The sequence below is a fragment of the Sphaerochaeta halotolerans genome (assembly GCF_003429665.1).
Lineage (GTDB): Bacteria > Spirochaetota > Spirochaetia > Sphaerochaetales > Sphaerochaetaceae > Sphaerochaeta > Sphaerochaeta halotolerans.
The window spans coordinates 48,818-71,216 of sequence record NZ_QUWK01000011.1; the positions used below are offsets into that span (position 1 = coordinate 48,818).

The following is a 22,399-nucleotide window of genomic DNA, read 5'->3' on the forward strand; positions in this document are numbered from 1 at the left end:
GGTATCAGTCCTCTCGGCGCTTTGGCTTTCTCTTTCTATTGAAAAGCGGGCTGAGATTATCCTCAAGGTTGAACTTGTTGTTCATCCACTTGATGACTCGTGAGTAAACCCAGAAACTCCCTCCGATACTCACCAGGAAGGTAAGGCCCAACCAGAGGGGAATCAGGGAGCTGTTCGGGTCGACAAAACGCGTAATGAGTACAAAACAGATGATGAAAAGGACTATCATCAGCACGATATTCAGTACGGTTGCTGCCAACATAAACCAAACGGTGTTCATTTTTTTAGACATTGTTATCTTCCTTCGTTTCAGAGCTTTCAAACAGGAGACTCACGGCAAGAAGAATCCCACTGATTACCAGCGAGGCATCAGCAATATTCCAGGTTGGCCATCGCTCAAATCCTAGGAACCCATAGACCTTTACGCTGATGAAATCCACTACCCGAAAACTCCTAAAAATACGGTCGATCAAATTTCCGATGCCACCCCCCAGGAAGAGTGCAAGCACCCATCTCTGGAACGTGGAAAGATGAATCTTTCGTGAAAAGTATACGATACATACCGCTACAACCAAAAGAACGGGAACGATGATGAAGAACAGCAACTTCACCACAATAGGAAGCTCATCTCCCATACTGAAAGCAATAGCAGTATTGCGGACATGAACAAGTGCAAGAAAATCACCAAGATAGCGAAACCCCACAGTGTTCTCTGGGATTGTGGCAACCACCCATGCCTTGCTGAGTTGGTCGGAAACGACAATAAGGAGGGTGAGGATGAGCGGGATGAATCTGCTGGTGTATTTCTGTGCCATGGTGTTGACTATACTATAAGCCAGTTGGGTTGGCAATAAAACAAACTGCAAGGTCGAACGTATCCCTCATATGTTCTGAGAGCGCCTGTACCCCGAAAATTTCCGTCTGGTAGTGTCCACCCCCAATAACTGTGATACCCGCTTCCTGCGCATCATGATAGATTTGATGTTCCACTTCCCCGGTAATGAAGCAGTCCAGTCCATCTGCAAGGGCAGCATAGACATCGCTGCTTGCTCCTCCACTTACAATACCCACTGTCTTGATGCGTTCTTTGCCGAAGGGAAGTACTACCGGACTCTCAAAACCGAGCTGGCTGGCAATCCATCGTACGTCCCTACCCTCTTTGAGTACTCCCTTGAACCCCAGCGTTGTGCCTTTATATGGGGCAAATGGCTCAATGTCCTGAAGTCCTAGCTTTCCAGCCATGACGACATTGTTTCCTACCACTGGATGCGCATCAAGGGGAAGATGTGCTACATACAAATCCAGATTGCCTTGCAACAATGTACTGATGCGGGTGTGGTGTGTCCCGGTAATAGGCAGTGGGGTGCCCCAATAGAGCCCATGGTGCACAATAAGAACATCTGCACCCTCACCAATGGCTTTCTCAAAGGTAGCCTGGCATGCATCAACCGCGAAGGCAACGTTATGGACCTCTTTCTCTGGTCCCCCTACAACCAATCCATTGAGTGAACGATCCAAACCCTCAAATGATTCAAGTCCCAGATATACATCAAGATAGGCAACAAGTTCGCTTCGTTTCATGCCCTCAGTATATAGAGTTGACACCTTTTGTTCCACCACCTATAGTTCCTTCATGACCGACACCAAAAAGCGGGTCCATCCGCTCACCTATGAAGAAGCCTCCTTTGATTTTGATCCCCTACTCATCAGCGAATGCCGAGCCTTGGGCAGCAACGAACACATTGTTGGCCAACCTAGGGCACTTCGCAGCTTGGAGATTGGACTCAGTCTACAGAAATGCGGATATAACATCTTTGTAAGTGGAGAGGCTGCAAGTGGACAGTATGAGGCGGTATGTTTCTGTGCTGAACACCAGAGAAACAATCTTGATGCAATCAGGGATATCGTCTATGTGTGTAATTTCAAACAACCTGACAGCCCTACCGCGCTTACCTTCAAACCAGGAGAGGGAGAGCGCTTCTGTGATGCCTGCAGCACATTCAACCAAGAACTGCTCAGTCTCGCCCAGGACGGTCAGCACTTCTTGGAGAAAGCAGAGCATCTTGTGGACCAGATGGAACAGCAATTTCCCGACAATCGACAATTATCCTCATACTTTGCCCATCTCAAGGCCGATCTTGCCAGGGAAGATGTCCATATCCAGCATCTTGATGCAGAGATGCTCAAGAACGACCCGATTGCACGGAAATACCAAGCAAACCTGCTTGTCAATCATGCACAAACAAAACAACGCCCCCTTATCATTGAATCCTACCCAACCTTCAACAACCTCTTCGGGTCAGTGGATTCCGATGAAAAAATCCCCCACCTCAGCCTACATGCAGGATCTCTGCTCGAAGCAGCAGGAGGATTCATTGTCATAGAGGCTGAAAAACTGCTCGGCGAGAGTGGTCTCTGGGAAGCACTGAAACGATATCTCGATGCAAATGCCCTGGCATATGAAGGAGGACTTGTCACCAAGGGTGAACTGAGAAGTAAAGTGATAAGACCTCAGGTAGTTCCTTTACCGATCAAGGTAATCCTCATCGGTAGTGAAGAGGTCTATGATATGCTCTCTGAGGAGGATGAACGGTTTTTAACCCTCTTCAAGATTTGCGCCCAGTTTGATTATTCGATGGAGCTCTCCAAGACAACAATTGCCCAGAGCATAGCAATCTTGGAAACCTATGCAGAGAACCATCATATGCTCCCCCTCCTGGACAGTGCTTTTAGTCAATTGCTGCGATACTCCTGTTGGTATGTGGAGTCCCGTACCCATCTGACCACGCACTTTTCCTCCTTGTATGATCTCATTGAGGAAGCCCACTGGTGGGCAAAGCACCAAAACCAGACCTACATCGATGGAGAGCTCATCCTCCGTGTCAATGAGGAGCGAGGATACATCAACGGAATCAGTGAGAGCAAAATCAATGAAGAGATCCTCAGCGGTGATATGATTATCAGCCTCTCCGGGACAAAAATCGGGGTAGTGAATGGTTTGGCAGTCATGGACCGAGGCAGCGCTTCTTTTGGAACCCCTACGGTCATTTCCTGTACTGCCAGTCCAGGAAATGAAGGCATTGTGAATATTGAACATGAAGCCGGACTCAGTGGAGAGATCCATGACAAGGGCCTTCTCATTCTGGAAGGGTACCTACGTACACATTATGCACGTACCTTCCCACTTTCCATATATGCAGGTATTGCCTTTGAGCAATCCTATGCGGAAGTGGATGGCGATAGTGCATCCTCCAGTGAATTGCTCGCCCTGTTGTCGGCAATAGGGGAACTGCCTCTCCGCCAGGATATTGCGGTGACCGGGTCGGTCAACCAGATGGGCTTGATTCAACCGGTAGGGGGCATCAATGAGAAAATTGAGGGTTTCTTCCGCACCTGTTTGGCAACCGGACTCACCGGAAAACAGGGAGTCATCATTCCCAAGCAGAATATACGCAACCTCATCCTCCCCTATGAGGTACTGGAAGCCATCAAGGAGAAGCAATTCTTCATTTATCCGGTCAGTACCATTGATGAAGCAATGCAGATACTCACCGGGCGAAGCGTCGGGGTACGTAATGCAAAGGGCAACTGGAGTGCAGGTAATTTCAACTTTGATATTGAAGATAAGCTGAAACGGATGTATGTAGCGGTCACTTCCAACCGGGGCTAGAACTCTGGTACCAACTGCAAAGCATAATGCCTGTGGCTACCGCCACATTCAATGAACCTTTGGTACCTCCCATCGGCAAGGACACCCTACCAAGGGAGGACTCACTTGCTTGTACAAGGGATGGGCTGACTCCCAGCTCCTCCCCGCCTATGATCCCCACCCCTTCCCGAGGGAAAGGGAACCGGGAGAGATCTTTCCCACCTGTTTCCAAGGCAAAGATGGGAAGTGATTGTATCCGCTGCAACACCACATCTTCAGGCAATACCTCATGGTCAACCGTATCTACGCATCCCCGACTGGTCTTTATGGTGCGCGGGTGATCGATTCTTGCACACCCTTCAACCAAGTAAATTTTCTTGACACCGAAGGAGTCTGCACTACGAAATATGGATCCGATATTATAGGGAGAACGAATCCGGTCGAGTACCAGGATATGGGGCAATATGATACGAGCTGAAGCATCAAGCTGTCCATTCTCATCAGTGACATCCCAATCGGAAGGATCGCTACCCAAGACCGCAAGCAAGAAATAATGGATATCCTCCAGCAGAATCTTCAAATCCTTTCCCTGGACTGAGGAAACTCTCCTTGCCAAGGCAAGCAAGTGTTCCTTTTCAGCTGTATCCAATACTTCACCAAACTGCTTCTCTTCAAAGAGAGAGAGCAAACCACTGAGATAGGTGCGGTCCAACTCCTGTTCTTGTGACAGTTGATGAAACAGACTTGCACACTTTCGTACACAGGTCCGACTGTTCAGGCTTCTAAGCTTCTTCAGTGTGATCATCGCTATCCTGTGCCTGGAGCGGAGCAACCAACAAGGCAAACTCCCCTTTGATCGATGGTTTTGCTAAAAGCATTTCCATCACCTGGGAAGCACTTCCCTGCAAGAACTCCTCAAACTTCTTGGTCATCTCTCTTCCCAATATGAGCTTACGCTCCCCATCTAGTTCAGCCAACTCAGCAAGCGTCTTGAGAATTCTGAAGGGCGACTCATAGATGATGAAGGCTTCATTTCGGCTGAGCAACTCTTCCAAACGTTTTTTTCTTCTGCCTTTTTTTGGACTGAGGAACCCTTCGAATGTAAACGTTTTGCCTACATAGCCCGCAACACTGACAAGAGCAGATTGTGCAGAGACTCCCGGAATGGGAACTACAGGGTATCCAGCCTGGCGTACTGCACTGACTACTCGAGCCCCCGGGTCGCTGATGCCCGGTGTCCCTGCATCACTGACAAACGCAACATCCTTGCCTTCGGCTAGCAAGCCTACAATTCCCTTTGCCGAGTTGATCTCGTTATGTGCATGACATGCGATCAAACGCTTGCTGATCCCCCAATGGGTCAGCAGTTGTTGTGTATGCCGGGTATCCTCGCAGGCGATTACCTCAACACTTTTTAGTGTCTCAACAGCCCTGTAGGTAATATCTTCAAGGTTTCCAATCGGTGTTGCCACCATATACAAGGTACTCATGAATGCAGTCTACACGCTCTGAGTACCCCTTACAAGCCAAAGAGGATGGTAGTATTGGCCAAACAGGTTGGTATAATTTACCAATCTGAATGGCAATCTAGTCATTACATGATGATTAATCATGGAAATTTTCCATATTTTCAAAGTTGGCACGCCATATGCACATTATTTTACGTACAAACAAACGCAAACCACAGCCACACAGTGGCGAAAGGAGACAATGATGCAGATGTTCAAAAGAATCGCCGATATTTTCAACTCCCACGTAAACAGTGCTTTGGATAAACTTGAGGATCCGGAAAAGATGATCAACTTGATGATCACCGAACTTGAGGAAACCCAGAGCAAGGCCCGCTCATCGATGGCTGCAAGAAAAGCCGAGCAATTGAGCCTGGAGCGGGAGAAGGCAGAGTTGGAGAAATTGCTTCTTCGTTGGGAAGACCGTGCCAAATTGGCAATTACCAACGGAAGGGAGGATCTTGCCCGTGAAGCCTTGATCGAAAAGAACAATACAAATTCACGTATCAAGCGCATCGAAGAGCTTGAAACAAACCTGCAGACCATTCTTGCCAGTCAGAGCAGCCAGCTTACCCAGATTGCCGACAAGCTCAAGGAAGTAAAGGATAAGCAACAGATTCTTGTCCAGAGAGCAAGAAGCGCCAAGGAGAAGAAACAGGTTGCCGACACCTTGAAAAGCAGTGACAGTACAGACTTGGCTCGCAAGTTCAGTGAACTCGAGAGCAAGATTGAACGCATGGAAGCAGACGCAGAAATGGCCGGCTATCATGGTACCGCCAGTGCTGCCGATGAATTCAGCAAGATGGAAAATGAAAGTGAAATTGATGCAGAGATGGAACAGCTGAAGGCATCGATGAGCAAGAAGAAAGAGAAGGAGCAGAAGTAATGGACAACTGCCACAGGTCGCTCTACCGTGAGCGAAGAGGCATGATTCTGGGAGTATTCCAAGGCTTGGCAACATGGTCAGGGCTTCCCGTACTCCTGCTGAGAATCGTCGCCGTCATCCTGCTGTTCTCTGTGGGGTTCACCCCGATGGTAATCGCCTACCTTGGCGCTGCCCTCATCCTCCCCTCACGATAGGTTTCATGACATAGATTGAATTGTTTCCTTGAACAGGGCATGGTTGTGTCCTGTTCTTCTCTTTACAACAGATCCTGGTATTTTCTGTACAATCCCCTGAGCTGGTCATATGTAAGGTTGAGCAGCTTAGCAGCCTCCCTCTGGTTCCCGCCTGCCTGCTTCAAGGCTTCTGCAAGGTAGGATACATCAAGGTCAACACGAGCCTGTCCAAACTGTGACAAATCCAAGTGTTTTTGCTCTTTCGTGGTGGTCTTTTCCTCTCTCTGCATCTCCGGCGGGCTGAAAGGATTATCAAAGGGATTGAAATCGAGCCGCTCAATTTCTGGGGTATCACTCCGGTAGACAGCACGCTCCACTACATTTTTCAATTCACGAACATTTCCAGGCCATGGATAGGAGCGCAAGGAAGCTTCCACTTCCTCACAGAAGAACGGCATCTCCTCTCTCCCACACTCAAGAGCCATCTTGGAAGCAAAATAGGAAGCAAGCAGCAGGATATCTTCACCTCGTTCGCGCAGGGGAGGGAGGAATAATACCTCGAAAGAGAGGCGATCCAGGAGATCTTCCTTGAACTTGCCCTCCTGGCACAGGGTGGGAAGGTCTGCGTTGGTTGCTCCGATGATCTTTACATTCACCTCATGGGTAACCGAAGATCCTACTCGCTCATAGGTTCCGTATTCCACCACACGAAGAATCTTCTCTTGGACCTCCAGTGGGATGAGCCCGATTTCGTCCAGGAAGAGCGTACCTCCCTCAGCCTCTTCAAACCGACCCTTACGGGTCTTCTGAGCACCAGTGAAGGCACCTTGCTCGTAGCCAAAGAGTTCAGTCTCGATCAAGGAAGGAGGAAGCGCTGCACAGTTGACGGTTACCAAACTCTGCTGCCATCGAGGAGAGAGGAAATGTAATCTTCTGGCTGCTATCTCCTTACCACTCCCACGCTCCCCTACCAAGAGAATAGAACGGTTAACGGTAGCTGCACGACTCAGTTTACTCTGAAAATCCAGAAAGACCTCGCTCTCGCCAAGTGGTTGCTGGTTGTATCCTCCTCCCTGTGGAGATTCCATTTGATACTCCTTTGTTGGTAAATTTTGCCATCCTTGGTATGATTTGCCAGAAACAGGGTAGCACAGCTGAGCGGACAAGAAAAGCAGGAGAGTCTAAAACCTAAGCAAAATGGTGATTTATCAAATTTATCATAGATATCTTTGAGTTGGCATGAATCGTGCAACTAGACTTATAGAAACAGAGGTGGTACTACTACCTAAGGAGAGAAACTATGGGAGTTTTTTCAAGATTCTTGGATATTGTTAATGCAAACATCAACTCACTATTGGACAAAGCAGAAGATCCCGAAAAGATGATCAAGTTGATGATGCAGGAGATGGAAGATACTCTTATTGAGCTCAAGAGTTCCTGTGCCGCAAAAATGGCCAGCAGAGCAAAGGCTGACCGTACCTATAAAGAAGCACTCAATGCTGTGGAACGCTGGCAGAGTCGAGCAGAACTTGCCATAAGCAAGGGACGTGAAGATTTGGCACGGGAGGCACTACTTGAGAAAAAGCAAGCCAAGGCAGCACTCGATCGCCTTAAAGAGGAACTTACTACCTATGATGAGGTAATCAAAACTGCAAAGAGTGAAATCAACCAGATTGAAGACAAGCTTACCACCGTGAAGCAGAAGTATCAAATGATGGTTGAGAGGGCTAAACGGGCGAAGGAAGAACAAGCTGCCCAGGAAACCCTCAGACGGGCAAGCGATGGGAGCACCTTTCACCACTTCAATGATATGGAAGAGAAGATTGACCGGATGCAGGCTGATAAGGACCTGAACCACAGTAGCGCTACCTTGGACGAAAAGTTCCGAGACCTCGAGGAGATGGATGACATCGATGCTGAGATCGAGGAATTGCGTAAACGCGCCGGCATGTGAGCGAAGGGGTAAGGCATGGAAACAATCTGGATCTTAACAGTTATATTTTCCTTCATCATAGTCGTATCTACCCTTGATCACCGTTACAACCTGAGAAAGAAGAAGATTGAGGCAGCACTTCGGATGCGGGAGATGGAGATGGGATACCCCCCTGGGACCTACAGCAATGTAACGTATAGAAAGCATAAGAAAGGGGCTGCCTCTGAAGCCAGCTTTACCGAATGGCGACAAGGTACCAACCGAGCTGAATTGAGAAAAGGAATTGATGAATTGCAGGGGCGGCTTGCAAACCTTGAAACGATTATGAAAAGCCGGAAAAATTCATTTGAAGGCTTTGAAAATAAGGAATGACTACTATGGCTACCAAACGATTGTACAGATCCCCTCGGGGAAAAATTTTTGGGGTTTGCACCGGCCTTGCCGAGTGGAGAGACCTTCCCCCAGACCCGGTCCGTTTGATTGTATTTCTTGTGGTAATGGCAACCGGCATCTTTCCCGGAGCACTCATCTACTTGATTGCTGCACTGATTATACCGATGAATCCTGAAGGTACCTACAACTCGACCAGCTATACTGATGATGCACCAGACGCGAGTGAAGAGGAACTGAAGGCTGAGTATGAACGGCTCAAGCAAAAAGTAGAAAAAATGGAAAACGAGATGTTCAACAAGGAACGTGATTGGGACAACCGATTCCACCAAGGGACATAATATGCTGAAGGACACCAATGCCAACAAAATCTTCCTGATCATCCTTGTCCTTATACTTGCTCTCTCCTTCTTTCTTTACAAGGGATGGGAGAGACGGGGAATCGAGCAGCGTATGGATCAGCAGATTGACTTCCAGGCAGGAGACTCCCTGCAGGTATCGACCATCAGCAATGACATTTTCATTGAAGTGAATGAAGGACAAAAACAAGCAAGTGTTTCACTTGGGAGCCATGACAATGAACAGCTCGAGGTTTCCAAACGAGGTTCCCTGGTCACAGTTTCGGTCAGTCCAGTCAAGCGTTGGTTTCTTCGCTTCTTCTCTTATACCGCTTCACCCTTGGTACTCACCCTTCCCAGTGAGAACCTGGGACATTTGGAAGTCACTTCCACCAGTGGGGATATCACCCTCATGCACCCCTTGAAGACCAAGTCGACAAAGGTCTCTGGAGTAAGCAGCGAGGTAGACTTCCTTACCCTCTGGGCATCTGAGCACCTGGAACTACATACCATCAGCGGGGACATCTCTGGAAAAGAAGCCTCTTCTGATGGCAATGCAGATATCTCCTCAACAAGCGGTACGATTGAGATCCAGCGGATAACGGGGCCGAAGACCATCCTCAAGACAACAAGCTCCGGAATTGAAGCAGGGGTGAGCATTTCAAAGAACGGATCAATGGAAGCTAAAACCACAAGTGGCGAAATTGAACTTGATCTTCGCCCAAGCAACAACCTAAACATAACTACTTCCACTGTCAGCGGGTCAATTGAATTCAATGACAAGCGGCAGGCAGGAAATAATGCCAGCCTACAGACTGGGGAAGGAAGCAACTCAGTTACACTCTCATCGGTAAGTGGCTCAATCGATTTGGTATACTAAGCTCCAGATAATGGGTACACGAAGGCAGGATTGAAAAATTCTGCCTTCGTTTTTGGCTCCGTTTTTAGACATTTTTGCCATATATTCAGTATTTTTCCTTTTTCCGAGGCATTTACTATTGTACCTTGACTATGCCATCAATACTGGAGGGTATTTCATGGGAACAAAACGAAGGACAATCTCGTTGCATGCACTGTTCATCATGCTTATCGTAAGTTTGACTGGATTTGAAACGGTTCTTGCAATTCTGGGAACACCGCTTTTTTTCCAATACTACACTGGCGAACAAGGGATTGCGTATGTATCGAACCCAGAACAAGTATTCACGGTTAAAATTTCAGACCCGTTGATTCTGGAAATTCCAATCGCTATATCTGGACACTTTGGGTTAGTTCATCAATATGGAAAACACAGATGTTCTCCTCTACATGGGGCTCTACAGCAAGGATATCAACAATAAGGATATTATCGCCGAGAATATAACTGCGGACAAACCCATGGTTGGAAAGAAAGTCAATTTCCTGTTGCAGAGAGCTGATGAAGCGAAGGTCATTCCTCCTCCAGCAACTGAGCCAGTGCCAATGACCGACCCAGCTGTTAACCTTACCTTCTCAACCAATTCAAGCAAGCGTTCACCTATTATTACAGAACTGGGACAACTTTCCTTATATTGCAAAAGATTTGACAGTCCGAGACAAGGGTCGACTCACCTTGAAACCTGCCGTCACGCTGAAAATGCAAGAGAACTCTTCCCTGGCCGTTTCAGGCACCCTGATAGCAAAGGGAACAGCTGACTACCCCATTTCCATCACCAGCTACAACGATGATCTTCGAAATGACACGAATGGGGAGGGACTGCAACCAAACCACAAGCTGGAGATTGGGTTGGAATTATTTACAATTCAGGCTCCATTCATTACCCTGGGAACTGCCCAAACAATCTTCAGAAACGGGGAGATACTGCACAGTGCAGGAGATGGAATCCTGGTTCTCGACCAAGCATCTCCAACCTTTGGGGATCTTCGCTTCACTGATACGGTGGAGTGGATATCAACAAGCAATAGGATCGTGAGCAACTGTACGGACTGCTACCTTCGAGTGGCAGCCCTTTCTTCCATTCCTCTTTCTTTCCCTTATCTTAGCTTGCTTACTTGCCATAATCCCTCATCTGTAGGTAACATGCAGCAATCAAGGAGACACCATGGAACAAAGTGAACGCATCCTCTATGCTCTACTCATTGTGCTCATCTCTTCCCTCATGCTCACAGCCATGATTCTTGAGGGTCCGCTCACTGTCTTGAAAAACACACTCCATCTGCAGACTCAGGCAGCCCGCCTGATCAGCGACTTTACGTTGCATGGAGTTGGGACTGCAATGTTCAACGCAGCAACAGTGGGACTGCTGGCAATGGTTCTCATTTTCCATGCCTCAGTCAGTCTTTCAGGTCCTGCTGTTTCGGCAATTTTGACCATGATGGGGTTCTCCTTCTTCGGAAATACGTTGCTCAATAGCATCCCTCTCATTGGGGGGGTATGGCTGGCTAGCAAACTTGCACGCAAGACCTTCGGCTCCTACAGCCTGATCGCCCTCTTCAGCACCGCACTCGGTCCCTTGGTGACCTATCTAATGTTCTCAATAGGCCTACCGTTGCCTCTCTCCGTTCCACTGGGAATCATCGCGGGCCTTGCTGCTGGCTTCATCCTTCCTGCAGTGGCCGGATCCATGCTGCAACTACATCAAGGTTACAATCTCTACAACGTTGGTTTTAGTTGTGGTTTCATCGGCCTGTTTGCATCCAACTTGCTCATTGCTGCTGGCAAGATGGAACCCTTGACCATCAAGTGGAGTGAAGAGTTCTCGCTCCCACTCTTCCTTCTTATCCCTCTGTTTTCCGTTATGTTGATCGTAACAGCCTTGTTTATTGAGAAACCCAAACAAGGATTCCAAGGTTTCCTTGAAGTACAGAAGCTCTCAGGCCGTCTCCCCTATGATTTTTTTGACACCGGATACACGGCTGGAACATTCTTGAATATCGGACTGCTTGGATTGGTTTTCTGGGGATATCTGGTTATCATCGGAGCCCCGATAAATGGACCAACCATTGGAGCATTATTTACCATAATCGCCTTTGGAGGTTTCGGAAAAACCTTAAAGAATACGTATCCTGTAGCGTTGGGAGTTGTGCTCTCCACTTTGTTGTTCGGAAAGTCCCTGGTAGCTCCAGGCCCCCTCTTGGCAACACTTTTCGCCACCACCTTGGCCCCAATTACAGGGCAGTTCGGTTTCTTCGCAGGCCTATTGGCTGGATTCCTGCACCTGGTGATGGTAGAAGCAACGGCATCCTGGCACGGTGGACTTGTTCTGTATAACAATGGTTTCGCCGGTGGGCTGACAGCAAGCCTGTTTGTGGCAATCTTACAGTGGTATAAAACCAACCGACCTGAGGAGGATTTCACGCAATGAAGCGCAAAGAACTATTAGGACGATTGATCGGGGAGGTTACAAACTTCCTTCTGGACGGTAATCCCCTCCGCTTGGTGGTTTCTCTGCACCAGGAAGAGGACGGGGCTCATCTGACCTTCTTTGACGATAAGAAACGAAGTGAAGAGGAGCTCAACCGCATCAACAAGGCCCTTCACCCGAAATATGAGAGGCCGGAACTTGCTGAATACTATGGATTGATGGCAGGCCACGATGTGACGTGGGACTCCAGACTTGAGCTTATCGGATGGCAGATTAAGCATGCAGATGTAGATAATTCAGATAGTGGGCTGCGAATTGATCTCTGGCTCGGGAGTGATGCATTCAATCCAGAAAAATTTACCATTGGGAAGGAGTAGCAACATTTTTACGCTATTTTTCCTCTAGTGTGTTGCATAGGTATTAATAAATCAGTTTTTTGTTGCATAAATATACACATACTGTTGCATAAATTTTCAGTATACGGTATGATCCCTACAATTTGAACTGATGGAGAACCTATGGACACAAGCTTTCTTCTTCTCGAGGATGGAACAGTATTCACCGCAGTAGGATTTGGATTGCCTGCGCCTTTGCTTGGTAGAGAGGCGCCCATGGCTGAAGTGGTCTTCAACACCAGTATGTGTGGATACCAAGAGATTGTCACCGATCCTTCGTACCATGGGCAGATGGTGGTCATGACCTACCCCCACATAGGCAACTATGGGTGTGAAGCCTCCTTTGAGGAGCATCTGGATCTACCCAATCCCATTAGCTGTACAGCACTGATAGTTCATTCTGTATACACAGGCCCTCTTCCTCCAAAGAGGGTCTCTTTACATGATTATTTGCTCACACACAAGGTAGTGGGCTTGAGTGGCGTAGACACCCGTGCATTAACCATCCATATACGAAACAAGGGAGCCCAGAAAGCAATCATATTCAGGACTGAAGGCAAGTCGCTTTCACGTTCAGAACATAAACATGCGCTCTCCCTGGTGAGGGATTATCCCTCGGTCAGTGAGATCGATCTCATAGAAGGGGTGAGCACCAAGCAGGTCATCAAGGATCCTTGGGAGGGAGCACCCAAGGAGGCATCCCTACGATTCGCTGTTGTAGACTTCGGGATAAAGCGCTCAATCATTACCGAACTCTATCGTCGTGGGGTGGCAGTCACTCTCTTTCCTCCTACGGTAGACTCTTATGACATCCTCCACTCTGGATGTAATGCAATGCTGCTGTCCAACGGTCCGGGAGATCCTGAACGATTGCAAGACGCTGTCTCGATGACCAGGCAGGTCATTGGGGCAGGGCTGCCTGTCTTTGGAATCTGCCTCGGTCATCAGTTGATCACCTGGGCACTGGGGGGAACCACAAAGAAAATGAAATATGGGCACCACGGGGGGAATCATCCGGTAGTGGATACCCAAAGTGGCACATGCTTCGTCACCAGCCAGAACCATAGTTACGCCAGTGAGATTGAAACACTTCCGCCCTCTGCAACAGTGTGGTTCAAAAATGCAAATGACAACTCCATCGAAGGACTGTTCTGCACAGACAAGCGAGTCAGCTGCGTCCAGTTTCACCCAGAAGCATCTCCAGGCCCCCATGATGCAACCTGGATTTTCGATTCATTCATCCTGGCAGCCAAGGAGGCAAGAGCATGAGTGCAAGACGTGATATCAAACGGATTCTGGTAATCGGCAGCGGTCCTATTGTCATCGGGCAAGCCTGCGAGTTCGATTATAGCGGGACCCAAGCGGTAAAGGCCTTGAAAGAGGAAGGGTATGAGGTCATTTTACTCAATCCTAATCCTGCAACCGTAATGACTACCCTTGGCATGGCTGACCATATCTACCTTGACCCACTGAGAACCGAGTATGTTGAGCAAATATTCCAGAGGGAGCGCCCTGATGCAATCCTGACTACCATGGGAGGACAAAGTGGGCTCAACCTGGCACTCGAACTCGATGAGTCTGGGTTGCTAGCCCAGTATGGGGTCGAGGTCATTGGATCATCCATAGCATCCATCAAGCTAGCTGAAGACCGCGGAGCTTTCAAAAAAGTCATCAACCAGTTGGGGTTGGAAAGCGCAAAGAGCTCCATCGCCCACAACATCGATGAGGGTATGGAACTGCTTGCAGACCTACCCTTTCCTCTCATCATCCGCCCCTCCTATACGCTGGGCGGCATGGGAGGATCCATTGCCTACAACAAGGAAGAATACCCGTCATTACTTGAACATGCCCTGGAAACCAGCCCCACCCATGAGGTTCTCGTTGAAGAGTCTCTCATCGGTTGGAAGGAGTTCGAAATGGAGGTAATGCGTGACAAACAGGACAATGCAATCATTGTCTGTTCCATCGAGAACGTTGACCCAATGGGAGTACATACTGGGGATAGTATTACCATTGCCCCGATTCAAACCCTTGATGAGAAAAGCTACCAGAAGATGAGGGACGCATCAATTGCAATTCTGCGGGCGATCGGGGTCGACTGTGGGGGAAGCAACGTCCAATTCGCTGTACACCCGGAAACCGGAAGGATGGTTGTCATAGAGATGAACCCCCGGGTCTCCCGCTCCTCAGCCCTTGCCAGCAAGGCAACTGGATTTCCTATTGCCCGTTGTTCTGCAAAGTTGGCAGTCGGATATACCCTTGATGAAGTGGTCAACGAGATAACCGGCCAATCGGTATCCTGTTTTGAGCCGGTACTTGACTACTGTGCGGTGAAGGTCCCTCGCTTCGAGCTGGAGAAATTCCCACTTCCCCTCTCTGCCTTGGGAACACAGATGCGTAGTATCGGGGAAGCGTTGGCCTTGGGGAGGACTGCCTTGGAAGCGTTGAACAAGGGAATCAGAAGCTCAGAGCGAAAGCTCGAGGGGCTGTGTGACCTCATTCGAGCAGGGCTTTATGATGCACAGGAGGTTGCAAGATTTCTTACAAGCGCACACCCCTTGCGCCTGGTTGCTGCATACACCACGCTTTGCAGGGAAGGTTTGGGTTCTCTCCCTCGAATCCAGGAGATCACAAAATTTGATCCTTGGTTTCTTGATCTCTTGGTGCAACAATTGTCCATTGAACAGGACGTAGCATTTCACTTGGATGCAGATGTCCTGCTCAAGGCAAAACAAGCTGGAATGAGTGATGTCTATATTGCAATGCTGACCGGAAGGAACAGCGAGGACATCGAACGACTTCGTTATGCCTATGAGATGCATCCAGTAACTCACCATGTCGATACCTGCAGTGGGGAATTTGATGCGCTCACCCCATATCTCTACACCACCTACGGTGAAACAGAGGAAGCACTTCCCTTGGGGGAAGATGCTGTACTTATCCTTGCCAGCGGCCCCAACAGGATCGGACAGGGACTCGAGTTTGATACCTGTTGTACCCTTGCTTCCATGGCCTATCGAAAGCTGGGGCGAAAAACCATCATGGTGAACAGCAATCCAGAGACTGTCTCAACAGATTTCAACATCAGTGACCGACTCTACTTGCAAGGTCTCACCGCTGAAGAGGTAAAGGAGATTCTCCGTCACGAACAAACCCAACGGGTGGTGGTACAACTGGGAGGTCAGACCCCACTGAACCTTGCCCCGGCTCTCACACGTGCAGGGGCCAAACTGGAAGGAACTGATCTAGAGGGACTCTTGGGTGCAGGAGACCGTGGGAAGTTCTCGGCCTTGGTAACACAGCTGGGGCTCAGGCAACCAAAGAACAAAGCAGTCACCAAGAAAGAGAATATTCTCACCACTGCACGAGAAATTGGCTTCCCGGTATTGATTCGACCTAGCCATGTACTGGGAGGACGGGGAATGTACATTGTGTATGACGAGGATGGACTTCTCTCCCTTGCCGATATTGAGGCGACAGTGGATGCTCCTGTATTGGTGGACCAGTTTCTGGAGGATGCCTTTGAGTATGATCTTGATGCGGTGTGTGATGGGGAGAGTCTGTATGTGGGGGGAATTCTCCAGCATATCGAAGCTGCAGGCATCCATAGTGGAGACTCTGCGGCAGTGTTCCCCCCATACAAGAGTACACCAGAGTTACTTGAAGAGATGCAGGATTGGGCACACAAGCTAGCACTTGCACTGCATGTAAAGGGATTGATGAACATCCAGTTCGCTGCCAAAGACGGGAAGCTCTACCTCATCGAGGTCAACCCACGTGCATCCCGTACAGTTCCCTTCATCTGCAAGACCAGTGCGGTCGACCTTATTGAGGCCGCGGTCCGTGTCTGGGAAGGAGAAACCTTGGTGAAGCAAGGGCTGGTACAAAGCGCTGGAGGGCGAGCCTTGGGCACCTGCAAGGTTGGCTGGGCAGTGAAAGAAGCTGTATTCAGCTTCGATAGGTTCAGTAATGTGGACCCAGCACTTGGACCTGAGATGAGGTCGACCGGCGAGTCGATCGGACTGGGCAAAACCTTCGGGGAAGCCTTTGCAAAAAGTCAGATTAGCAGTGGTAACCGCCTTCCGGTCTCAGGAAAGGTGTTCATCAGTGTTAACAAAAAGGATCGCAAGACTATCCTTCCCGTCGTGAGGAAATTGGTCTCCCTCGGGTTCACGATTGCTGCAACACAAGGGACGGCAGCATTCCTCTTTGAGCAAGGCATCCTTGTTGAAGTGATGCAAAAAGTGCACGAAGGGCACCCGAACATCACTGATTATCTGCAGAAAAAGCAGGTTGCTCTTGTGATAAACACCCCGATGGGACTCCACGCACACATAAGTGATGATGAGATACGAAGTATTGCCATGCGCATGAAAATCCCCTACACCACTACCACAAGTGCTGCCGTGGCAGCGGTTGAGGCGGTTGAATACCTGCAGAAAAAACAGGTTGTTGTCCGTGAGCTAACGTCCTAGAGGCAATTGCCTTTTGGACTTCTATCGTATAGTATGGGAATACTTTCTTAAGGAGACCAAAAGGGACCGACTATGGCAGAAGAAGTATTTTCCCAACGAACGACTACCTGTGGATCACTGACCAAAGCTGACAATGGAGCTACGGTGGTTCTCAACGGCTGGGTACACCGTGACCGAAATCATGGTGCCCTGCACTTCATCAACCTCCGTGACCGCTATGGGATTACCCAGGTGGTGGTGGATGATGATGCCAGCAAAGAACTTCAGGCAGTTGCCAACGAGTTGCACCTGGAGTACTGCATTGCAGTAACAGGTGTGGTACGCCTTAGACCCGATTCAATGGTCAATCCGGCGATGGTAACCGGAGAGGTAGAAGTAAAAGCTGAAAAGATTGAGATTCTCAGCAAGTGTGCCCCACTTCCATTCCAAATTGATGATGGGAATGAACCGAGGGAAGACCTCAGGCTCAAATACCGCTACCTTGACCTTCGCACCCAGGGCATGCAAAAGAGGATGAAACTTCGTCATGACTTTATCTTTGCCTGCCGAAAGTTTCTTACCAGTCGCGACTTCTACGAGATAGAAACCCCTACCATGATCAAGAGCACCCCTGAAGGAGCTCGTGACTTCCTTGTTCCCAGCAGGCTCTACCCGGGCAAGTTCTATGCACTTCCCCAAAGCCCACAGCTCTTCAAGCAGATCCTGATGGTCGGAGGAATGGATAAGTACTTTCAGATTGCCCGTTGTTACCGTGATGAGGATGCCAGAGGCGACCGACAGTTGGAGTTCACTCAGCTTGACCTCGAAATGAGTTTTGTCAAACGTGACGATGTTCTCTCTCTCATGGAGGATCTCTTCGGTTCCGTATTCAAGGAGGTTATGGATTATGACCTACCTGCACGATTTAGAAGACTTAGTTACCAGGATGCACTGAATACCTATGGTTGCGATAAACCAGATCTTCGCTTTGACCTTCCTCTCTCAGATGTCAACGAAATTGCCCAGAAGAGTAGTTTTGCCACCTTCAAGGATATTGTTTCCCAGGGTGGGTATGTAAAGGCAATCTGTGCTCCGAAGAGCGAGACTGTTGACTTCTCAAGGAAGTACATCACCAGCCTTGAGGATGCCGCAAAGATTTACGGTGCGCAGGGATTGGCGTGGATCAAGGTGGGAGAGAACGCTACCTTCTCCGGCGGTGTGAGCAAGTTCTTCGCTGGGCTTGAAGATGAACTTGCTACCAAGATGGATGCAAAGGAAGGGGACATGATCCTCTTTGTAGCCCATCAGGACTGGAAGCAATGTTGTGCCAGCCTCAGTGCGGTTCGAACCAAATTGGGAAAGGATCTGAACCTAATCAGGAAGAGTTTTGAGTTTTGCTGGATTGTTGATTTCCCCCTCTTTGAGTACAATGAGGATGAAGGGCACTGGGAAGCTGCACACCATATGTTCAGTATGCCGCAGGCAGAGTATCTCGATTCGCTCGAGTCTGATCCCGGAAGCGTAAAGGGTGACCTGTATGACTTAGTCCTCAATGGGTATGAGGTGGCAAGTGGTTCCATCCGTATCCATGATGTAGAGCTCCAGAAACGTATTTTCCGTATCTGTAATTTTGATGACGAGACTGCGGAAGAGCGCTTCGGATTCCTGCTCAACGCCTTCAGATATGGAGCTCCACCTCATGGAGGTATTGCCCCAGGAGTCGATAGAATGGTCATGATCATGGCCGAGCAGAGTTCGATTCATGAGGTTATTGCTTTCCCGAAAAATACTGCAGGGATATCCCCAATGGATGACTCACCTTCAGTAGTTGACGAGAAACAACTTGAAGACTTACACTTGATCATAAAATATCCTGAGTCTAAGACTTGACAGAGAGCCCCGGACAACCGGGGCCTTTTCTTACCAAGGAGGAGCACCGAACGAAGGTGTGAATTTTGGACATGAAAAAAAACTTGGCATTGAAAATTTCCTATCTCAACATATTCAGCAATATCGTTCTCGCCATAAGCAAGACAACGATTGGCTTCGTTGCGCACTCTTCAGCTCTGCTCAATGATGGAATCAACAACGCAGGTGATGTGGTAAGTTCCATCATCGCCATGATTGGTATCTCCGCTGCATCCAAGGAATCTGATGAGGATCATCAGTATGGACACGAGCGGCTGGAATCAGTTGCTGCAATTCTTCTTTCCGGTATCATCATGGTCGTGGGATTCGGCCTCTTGGTCGATGGAATCTCAACCATTATCACTGGTAGCTACCAGGACAAGCCACAGCCTGGCTTTCTTGCTGTGGTCGCGGCCATTGTTTCCATCATCATCAAGCAAGGAATGTTCCTGTATACCCGCTGGGCCGGAAAAAAGACTAACTCCTCTGCCTTGATGGCCTCTGCATGGGACTCCCAGAGTGATGTACTGGCAACCACCGGTGGCTTGATCGGAATCATTGCTTCAAGGATAGGGTATCCCATAGCTGATTCCGTTGCAGCAATCATCATCTCCCTCTTCATCATCCGAGTCGGAATTGAAATATTCCGCGATGGCACCTACAAGATGGTCGACCACGCCTGCCCTGAAAAAACAGTGGAAGAAATCCGCCTCATCATTCTCGACCAGGAAGGAGTAGAGGGAATCGATTTGTTGAGAACCCGCACATTTGGTTCACGAGCCTATGTGGATGTTGAAATCTCAGCTGAAGGTTCCCAAAGCCTCGTTGATGCTCACTGTATTGCTGAACGAGTCCACCACGCCATAGAAACCAGTTTCCCACAAGTCAAACACTGCATGGTGCATGTGAACCCACACAAGACTAAAAAGCAGTGACACAAAGGATCCCCATCCTAGAAAAATCATTCTGTATGGGCTATGATATTGCAATAGGAGATATCTCATGGGTGAGAAAAAACATGTTCGTGCAGATTTTGTACCTGGCCACTCCCAGTTCGTTACAGACAAGGGTTCCAGCTTTGAAATTGGCCCTTCCAGTACACCCTACGATTACCTGTTGGGTGCTCTGAGTGGATGCCTTTTCAAAACATTCGAAGAACTTGCTGAAAAAATGCGAATCCGTTGGGAACATATCAGCTTCGAGATTAATGGCGAGAAGCGTGAAGAAAGCCCTACCACACTCAAGTCATTGCACATCACGGTACAGGCAAGTGGAGTGGACAACCAAAAGAAATTTCTGAAAGCCTTTGAGACTGCCACCCGGTACTGCTCCATATATCAGACCATTTCACATGTGAGTGAGATGGATTACTCAGTGGACTTCCTGTAGTACCATGGGAAACAATGCGCGATATACCAATATTCTTCTCTTTGAAGCGTTCGAAACTGCCTTGCGGCAACTTCTTGTTGAAGATGAGGTGGTGTTGTCCTGGCCGAAGGCAAAGACGAGTCTTGCCCACTGCCTGGCATCCCAATTGCAACTGAGCCTACGGAAGGTACTCAGCCTTTCAGAAGACATCGCAAACCCTTATTTTTTCTCCCTTCCCGGCAACATCAAGGTAGATATCCAGAGGCACGGGCTTGATGTGCTTGTCCATGACCGAAAGGGTACCAAACTTCTGGGAATCATCCTTGGTAATGAGTATCTGACAAAGGTTCAGCAAAACCATCTCCTACAGGCCCAAGCTGAAGGATGCCAACTTGTCCTGGGTACTTCATTCCTCCCCCAGCGAGAGTACATTTTGCTCTATAGCCCAAAACAGGAGAGCTTGGAGTACTACCATTTCAACAAGGCAGACGGTACCACAACTCATCTTAAACAGAAGGATGTGGATGGAGAAAAAGATTCCTTGCAGCTGCTGTTGGGGATCAAGGAACGGAAAAAGAAACGTAGGAAACAGGTCAGTGAACGGGATCAATGACCCTGCTGCGTCCTGTCATTTTGTCCACTGTTCTTTTGTGGGCATCCTCACAGCCATGCCAAGGCTTATCTGCATTTTCTGACTTATACTTCTGGGTCATCCAATGGACATCTTTTGCAATCCTATCGAGGGAGGCAACTTCAATCTTCGACAGCTCACGTACAAACTCTGGATACAACGATGAAGAGAGCGCTTTCTGTGCTGTTTCCAACAAGAGTGAGAAGTGGTGGAGGCAGAACCCCTTTCCTTGTGAGAGTGCCTCACGAAATGCAGGGTCCTCCCCCCAGAGGTAACAGGTCGTATACAGGTAGCGCTGGAGTCGCTCTTCCATGGATGAGCACACAAGACACCCCTTCTCACGAGAATCCATTACCGCATGAAAAGCTCCTACCGCTTTCTTTGCTTGCTTGGGGCTTTTCGCTGAAAGCAGTCCATTGATGGCAGCCTCACCTTTCTTTCTGCTTGTTTCGAGATAGGTGTCGCTCATCAGGGCAACACCCTGCGGTTTGTTGGCTGCAGTAAGCATACGCCAGTGCTTGGGACAGAATCCATGCTCATTCACCCGTACCCGGGTCTCTGGATTCATAACTGAGTTACCCAGATAAAAGTTGATAGCATCCTTCTGAGCCTCTGTCATCAACTCACAGATGAAGCACTCACTGTTATGCTGTACCCCGTCCCAGACAGGAATGGTCTCAAGTTCAAGCTTCATAGTATTATGACCCGTACTTCATCTGCATCAGCTGTTTCAGTCGTGGTTCAGGTAGCTCTCTCACCTCATACTCCCCACCACCCATCTGCTTCGTAATGACCGTCATTTGTGCTGCCCGCTCGAGCAATTCCATCTTATCGAAGGCTTCCAGCATTGTTCGTCCAAGGGCTACGGCACCATGGTTTTCCAAAAGGAGTACATCATGGTCAAAGGAACTGGCTGCAACCTGCTCAGCTAGGTCCACTGTGCCCATCAGGCGGTACTCGACATATGCGGGATCCTCAAGGATGAAGTAGGATTCTGCAATCAGATGGGTGTTTATGGCGCTCTTTCCATTCTTTGTGATTGCGGTGAACGCGGATGCACAGGTAGGATGGGCGTGCACAATCGCTTGGATGTCAGGACGTGCTATAAGAATCAACCGATGCATTTCAGTTTCGATGCTGAGACGTAGGTTCGGAGTCAGATTCTTTCCGTCCAAGGTCACCACAGCAATGTCATCAGGGGTAAGCAGTCCTTTGTCAAGGGCACTGGGTGTGATGCAAAAAAGATCCTTGCTGATCCTCATGCTAATATTGCCACCACTAGCGGTGGTGAGTTGTCGGTCATACAGGCGGGTCATGAACGAAGCTACCTGCCGGCGGTATTTTTCATATTTCTTGGTATCCATACAGCGAGTATAGCATGACTGTCTGACTTGGGGAACGTAAAACCTTATTACTGATGCC

26 protein-coding genes are annotated in these 22,399 nt (G+C 48.8%); 18 read left to right on the plus strand and 8 right to left on the minus strand.

The window, feature by feature from the left end:
- Positions 1-4 precede the first annotated feature (4 nt).
- The 3 genes from DYP60_RS10605 to DYP60_RS10615 are packed head-to-tail and all read right to left on the minus strand — an operon-like array spanning position 5 to position 1,581.
- Positions 5-292 carry a leader peptide processing enzyme gene (locus tag DYP60_RS10605; protein ID WP_117330989.1) on the minus strand — a complete coding sequence of 96 codons (288 nt, stop codon included), beginning with the start codon at positions 290-292 and terminating at the stop codon, positions 5-7.
- On the minus strand, positions 285-815 hold the full coding sequence (gene lspA, locus DYP60_RS10610) for a signal peptidase II (RefSeq protein ID WP_117331036.1): 531 nt from the start codon (positions 813-815) through the stop codon (positions 285-287). The genes DYP60_RS10605 and lspA overlap by 8 nt, the downstream gene beginning before the upstream one ends.
- Before the next feature lie 13 nt (positions 816-828).
- On the minus strand, positions 829-1,581 hold the full coding sequence (locus tag DYP60_RS10615; protein WP_117330990.1) for a Nif3-like dinuclear metal center hexameric protein: 753 nt from the start codon (positions 1,579-1,581) through the stop codon (positions 829-831).
- Positions 1,582-1,633: 52 nt separating this feature from the next.
- Here DYP60_RS10615 and DYP60_RS10620 point away from each other — a divergent pair, with 52 nt between their 5' ends.
- Entirely contained in the window at positions 1,634-3,670 is a 2,037-nt protein-coding gene (locus DYP60_RS10620; protein ID WP_117331037.1) for an AAA family ATPase, read from the plus strand.
- Here the strand turns inward: DYP60_RS10620 and DYP60_RS10625 are convergent.
- Positions 3,651-4,454 carry a TrmH family RNA methyltransferase gene (locus DYP60_RS10625; RefSeq protein WP_117330991.1) on the minus strand — a complete coding sequence of 268 codons (804 nt, stop codon included), beginning with the start codon at positions 4,452-4,454 and terminating at the stop codon, positions 3,651-3,653. The genes DYP60_RS10620 and DYP60_RS10625 overlap by 20 nt on opposite strands.
- Complete coding sequence (gene rsmI, locus DYP60_RS10630; protein ID WP_117330992.1) at positions 4,432-5,139, minus strand: 16S rRNA (cytidine(1402)-2'-O)-methyltransferase; 708 nt, start codon at positions 5,137-5,139, stop codon at positions 4,432-4,434. The genes DYP60_RS10625 and rsmI overlap by 23 nt, the downstream gene beginning before the upstream one ends.
- A gap of 223 nt (positions 5,140-5,362) precedes the next feature.
- Here rsmI and DYP60_RS10635 point away from each other — a divergent pair, with 223 nt between their 5' ends.
- Both DYP60_RS10635 and DYP60_RS10640 read left to right on the plus strand, forming a co-directional pair.
- Positions 5,363-6,043 carry a PspA/IM30 family protein gene (locus DYP60_RS10635; RefSeq protein ID WP_117330993.1) on the plus strand — a complete coding sequence of 227 codons (681 nt, stop codon included), beginning with the start codon at positions 5,363-5,365 and terminating at the stop codon, positions 6,041-6,043.
- A complete protein-coding gene (locus DYP60_RS10640; RefSeq protein ID WP_117330994.1) occupies positions 6,043-6,237 on the plus strand; it encodes a PspC domain-containing protein in 195 nt (64 codons plus the stop codon). The genes DYP60_RS10635 and DYP60_RS10640 overlap by 1 nt, the downstream gene beginning before the upstream one ends.
- A 62-nt stretch (positions 6,238-6,299) precedes the next feature.
- Here DYP60_RS10640 and DYP60_RS10645 read toward each other — a convergent pair whose 3' ends face one another.
- The gene (locus DYP60_RS10645; protein WP_117330995.1) at positions 6,300-7,304 is read right to left on the minus strand and encodes a sigma 54-interacting transcriptional regulator; all 1,005 of its coding nucleotides are present in this window, start codon (positions 7,302-7,304) and stop codon (positions 6,300-6,302) included.
- Between the two features lie 212 nt (positions 7,305-7,516).
- On the opposite strand from DYP60_RS10645, the gene DYP60_RS10650 reads away from it, so the two are divergent.
- The 15 genes from DYP60_RS10650 to DYP60_RS10715 all read left to right on the plus strand — a co-directional run bounded on the left by DYP60_RS10650 (position 7,517) and on the right by DYP60_RS10715 (position 20,959).
- A complete protein-coding gene (locus DYP60_RS10650) occupies positions 7,517-8,170 on the plus strand; it encodes a PspA/IM30 family protein (RefSeq protein WP_117330996.1) in 654 nt (217 codons plus the stop codon).
- A 15-nt stretch (positions 8,171-8,185) separates the two neighbouring features.
- Positions 8,186-8,521, plus strand: coding sequence for a hypothetical protein (locus tag DYP60_RS10655; RefSeq protein ID WP_117330997.1), 336 nt, complete (start codon positions 8,186-8,188; stop codon positions 8,519-8,521).
- A gap of 5 nt (positions 8,522-8,526) precedes the next feature.
- Positions 8,527-8,880 (plus strand): PspC domain-containing protein, encoded by a 354-nt coding sequence (locus DYP60_RS10660; RefSeq protein WP_237446333.1) that lies wholly within the window; start codon positions 8,527-8,529, stop codon positions 8,878-8,880.
- A 1-nt stretch (position 8,881) separates the two neighbouring features.
- Positions 8,882-9,757 carry a DUF4097 family beta strand repeat-containing protein gene (locus tag DYP60_RS10665; RefSeq protein ID WP_117330999.1) on the plus strand — a complete coding sequence of 292 codons (876 nt, stop codon included), beginning with the start codon at positions 8,882-8,884 and terminating at the stop codon, positions 9,755-9,757.
- A 157-nt stretch (positions 9,758-9,914) separates the two neighbouring features.
- Entirely contained in the window at positions 9,915-10,217 is a 303-nt protein-coding gene (locus DYP60_RS10670; protein WP_117331000.1) for a hypothetical protein, read from the plus strand.
- Positions 10,159-10,551, plus strand: coding sequence for a hypothetical protein (locus tag DYP60_RS14040; protein ID WP_133299334.1), 393 nt, complete (start codon positions 10,159-10,161; stop codon positions 10,549-10,551). Before DYP60_RS10670 ends, DYP60_RS14040 begins: the two co-directional genes overlap by 59 nt.
- Positions 10,493-10,972, plus strand: a complete 480-nt coding sequence (locus DYP60_RS10675) for a hypothetical protein (RefSeq protein ID WP_117331001.1) — start codon at positions 10,493-10,495, stop codon at positions 10,970-10,972. Before DYP60_RS14040 ends, DYP60_RS10675 begins: the two co-directional genes overlap by 59 nt.
- The gene (locus DYP60_RS10680) at positions 10,959-12,221 is read left to right on the plus strand and encodes a DUF1576 domain-containing protein (RefSeq protein ID WP_117331002.1); all 1,263 of its coding nucleotides are present in this window, start codon (positions 10,959-10,961) and stop codon (positions 12,219-12,221) included. The genes DYP60_RS10675 and DYP60_RS10680 overlap by 14 nt, the downstream gene beginning before the upstream one ends.
- The gene (locus DYP60_RS10685) at positions 12,218-12,598 is read left to right on the plus strand and encodes a hypothetical protein (protein WP_117331003.1); all 381 of its coding nucleotides are present in this window, start codon (positions 12,218-12,220) and stop codon (positions 12,596-12,598) included. Before DYP60_RS10680 ends, DYP60_RS10685 begins: the two co-directional genes overlap by 4 nt.
- Before the next feature lie 141 nt (positions 12,599-12,739).
- Positions 12,740-13,885 carry a glutamine-hydrolyzing carbamoyl-phosphate synthase small subunit gene (gene carA, locus DYP60_RS10690; protein ID WP_117331004.1) on the plus strand — a complete coding sequence of 382 codons (1,146 nt, stop codon included), beginning with the start codon at positions 12,740-12,742 and terminating at the stop codon, positions 13,883-13,885.
- Positions 13,882-17,091 carry a carbamoyl-phosphate synthase large subunit gene (gene carB, locus DYP60_RS10695; protein ID WP_117331005.1) on the plus strand — a complete coding sequence of 1,070 codons (3,210 nt, stop codon included), beginning with the start codon at positions 13,882-13,884 and terminating at the stop codon, positions 17,089-17,091. The genes carA and carB overlap by 4 nt, the downstream gene beginning before the upstream one ends.
- 72 nt (positions 17,092-17,163) lie before the next feature.
- Positions 17,164-18,960, plus strand: coding sequence for an aspartate--tRNA ligase (gene aspS, locus DYP60_RS10700; RefSeq protein ID WP_117331006.1), 1,797 nt, complete (start codon positions 17,164-17,166; stop codon positions 18,958-18,960).
- A 71-nt stretch (positions 18,961-19,031) separates the two neighbouring features.
- A complete protein-coding gene (locus tag DYP60_RS10705; protein WP_117331007.1) occupies positions 19,032-19,913 on the plus strand; it encodes a cation diffusion facilitator family transporter in 882 nt (293 codons plus the stop codon).
- Between the two features lie 67 nt (positions 19,914-19,980).
- On the plus strand, positions 19,981-20,367 hold the full coding sequence (locus tag DYP60_RS10710) for an OsmC family protein (protein WP_117331008.1): 387 nt from the start codon (positions 19,981-19,983) through the stop codon (positions 20,365-20,367).
- A 4-nt stretch (positions 20,368-20,371) separates the two neighbouring features.
- Entirely contained in the window at positions 20,372-20,959 is a 588-nt protein-coding gene (locus tag DYP60_RS10715; protein WP_117331009.1) for a hypothetical protein, read from the plus strand.
- Here the strand turns inward: DYP60_RS10715 and DYP60_RS10720 are convergent.
- Both DYP60_RS10720 and DYP60_RS10725 read right to left on the minus strand, forming a co-directional pair.
- Positions 20,940-21,671: a DUF6062 family protein gene (locus DYP60_RS10720; protein ID WP_117331010.1), complete on the minus strand. Its 732-nt coding sequence runs from the start codon at positions 21,669-21,671 to the stop codon at positions 20,940-20,942. The genes DYP60_RS10715 and DYP60_RS10720 overlap by 20 nt on opposite strands.
- Before the next feature lie 4 nt (positions 21,672-21,675).
- On the minus strand, positions 21,676-22,341 hold the full coding sequence (locus DYP60_RS10725; RefSeq protein ID WP_117331038.1) for a class II aldolase/adducin family protein: 666 nt from the start codon (positions 22,339-22,341) through the stop codon (positions 21,676-21,678).
- Positions 22,342-22,399 lie beyond the last annotated feature (58 nt).